The following is a 2,464-nucleotide window of genomic DNA, read 5'->3' on the forward strand; positions in this document are numbered from 1 at the left end:
TTTGCGATCCAAAATCAGTTGGGTAAGGGAAAAGAGATTCTCTTTTGTTCGAAGAGAGGTGGCAGGTAATTTCTTTATTTCCTTCAAAGCCTTTTCTGTGTAAGAGGCCGCTAACTTCCTAGCTTCTTCCACGCCTCCTGTATGTTCAACGATTTTGCGTACGGCGTTGACATCTTCTTCTGTCATTGCCGCTTTCTTCTCTAAATAAGGTAGTAGCTTTGGTTTGTTTTTTTGCAAAGAGTAGATCAACGGTAAAGAATAGACCCCTTGACGCATGTCTTCTAGTACAGGTTTGCCGATTTCCTGGCTCTCTTTTGTATAATCTAAAATATCATCGATAATCTGAAAGGCCATCCCGATAGAAAGTCCGATATCTCCTGCTTTTTTTGCGAAGCGCTCGCTTGTTCCACTTTCAAAAGCGCCAACAGAACAACTTAATTGGAACAGTTCAGCTGTCTTACCTGAAATATTTTCCAAATATTCTTTTACAGAAAGTTCATAATTATAGCGATCATCCATCTGCCCTAATTCGCCATTCAATACTTTTTCCATACTGCGAGAATTCAATTGGAGACTTTTCAAGGAAGTGGAGTAATCAGACAATAGTTTAAAACAGCAGACAAATAAATAGTCTCCTGCATAGACAGAAACGACATTACCAAACTGACTACGGATATTAGGCTGACCACGTCGCAGATCCGCTTCATCAACGATATCATCATGGATCAGTGTGGCCGTATGGAGCATTTCGATAGAAGCTGCCAAAGCGATGGCTTTGTCTCGATCTTGCTCTGGTCCAAATTGTGAGAACAATAGCTGATAGGCAGGACGCAACAGCTTTCCGCCGGCATGGATCGTTTCTTTGATTGCTTGTTCGACAGGTTTGTTTTTCAGGCGGACAGTTTCTTCCATCCGTTTTAGTGTTTCTGTCAATTCTTTACTTAAAGCAGGATAGTTTTCCCACATTGGATGTAGCTTCATAAAAAAACTCCTTGTGTGACGATTATTTTTTGGTAAACATTGGGCTCCATTTTTGTTTGGTTCCCTGCTCATAATCTTTTTGGAATCGTTGAAGTGTCTGCACATGTCGTAAAAGATAATTCGCTGCGATCCCGATTGCAATCCCTGATAAAATCCCTAAAACTGAAAGGACTGGCAAGTACAACATGACTGTCCATGATTGTGCAATGAAAGAAGCCATCAAAAGCTGTCCGACATTATGCATGAAACCGCCGGCCGCACTAATTCCGATGATACTGACACGTTTTGGTCCTAATTGCTTGACCAATAACATTCCAAAATAACTAAGCAAAGCACCACTCATACTATAAAGGAATGTGGAAATCGTTCCGCCTAGCAAAGTAGCCAGGAATAGTCGTAGCCAAAGTAGTAAGAAGCTGTCTCGTTTTTTCATGGTAAAAATGGCAACAATCGTGATTAGATTGGCTAAGCCTAGTTTTGCACCAGGCGCAAAAGAAAAAGGATAAGGGATCATATTTTCCAATAAACCAATGATCACTCCTTGTGCAACAAGTAGCGAAATATAAATCATTTTTTGTAATTTACTCATGGTGTGTGAAGGTCTAATAAATCAGACTGTCTTCGTCACCCCCATCTGTTGATCGGACCTCGATCACTAATTTATGTGGTAAACAAACAATGGTTTCGCCATTTTTCGTTGCCCAGCCTCGACGTACGCAGATCTGGTCATCGCAATCTGCTTCTTTTATCCGTACTCGATCGCCATCTATCTCGATCAAGTTATAATCTCCGTGTTCATCTTTGTAAGTATATGTGTAGCTCTCTTCTCCAGCCATCAAAGGGAATGTTTTGATTTCTGTGCCATCCACACGCAGTACCGCTTCTTTTTCTGCTGTTGCGGTGTTTTGCTGAAGACCAAAAATCATGACTGGTAAAAAAGAAAGAACAGTCAAAAGCAAAATAATAAAAACATCCCAAGGTTTGAGCAGACTTTTTTCAGCAAATTCTTTAAGGCTCATTTTTGTTCTCCTTTTTCCAGATTAACTCACCCAATTTTAGCATAAAAACAAGAGGTTGTGACACCTGTGTCTTGCTTTGAGTAATAAGAACGAAGAATAGAAAACAGCTTTCCATGTTTTCTAATTCTTTGGGCTTATTACCGAGAAGCAGCAGGTGGAACACCGTTTATAACAAGAGGTTGTGACAGAAGTGGGCAACTTCAAGAAATAAGAAGGAATTTACGAAAATTACTTTTCAAGTTTTTGCATAAATTTGGCTTAATACCGAGAAACTGGCTTTTGAACACCGTTTATCGAGAGGTTGTGAAAAAGTCGCTTAGTTTCGAGTATTAAGAAAAATTTTGTGAAAGTGGCTTTCCACATTTTTGCATAAATTTGGCTTAATACCGAGAAACTGGCTTTTGAACACCGTTTATCAGGAGGTTGTAAAATCAGCGTTTTGTCCTGAGTATTAGAGAAACAAA

General features: G+C 39.7%; 3 protein-coding genes. All 3 read right to left on the reverse strand.

Going from position 1 to position 2,464, the window contains the following annotated elements; genetic code table 11:
* The coding region (locus RG571_RS11870) for a polyprenyl synthetase family protein (protein WP_308947723.1) at positions 1–981 on the reverse strand (981 nt) is incomplete at its 3' end.
* Positions 982–1,003: 22 nt separating this feature from the next.
* On the reverse strand, positions 1,004–1,570 hold the full coding sequence (locus RG571_RS11875) for a Gx transporter family protein (RefSeq protein WP_114635159.1): 567 nt from the start codon (positions 1,568–1,570) through the stop codon (positions 1,004–1,006).
* A 13-nt stretch (positions 1,571–1,583) separates the two neighbouring features.
* Positions 1,584–2,000, reverse strand: coding sequence for a NusG domain II-containing protein (locus RG571_RS11880; protein ID WP_002298268.1), 417 nt, complete (start codon positions 1,998–2,000; stop codon positions 1,584–1,586).
* Positions 2,001–2,464: the final 464 nt, after the last annotated feature.

Origin of the sequence: Enterococcus sp. FR204 (genome assembly GCF_031143325.1) — a bacterium.
GTDB lineage: Bacteria > Bacillota > Bacilli > Lactobacillales > Enterococcaceae > Enterococcus_B > Enterococcus_B faecium.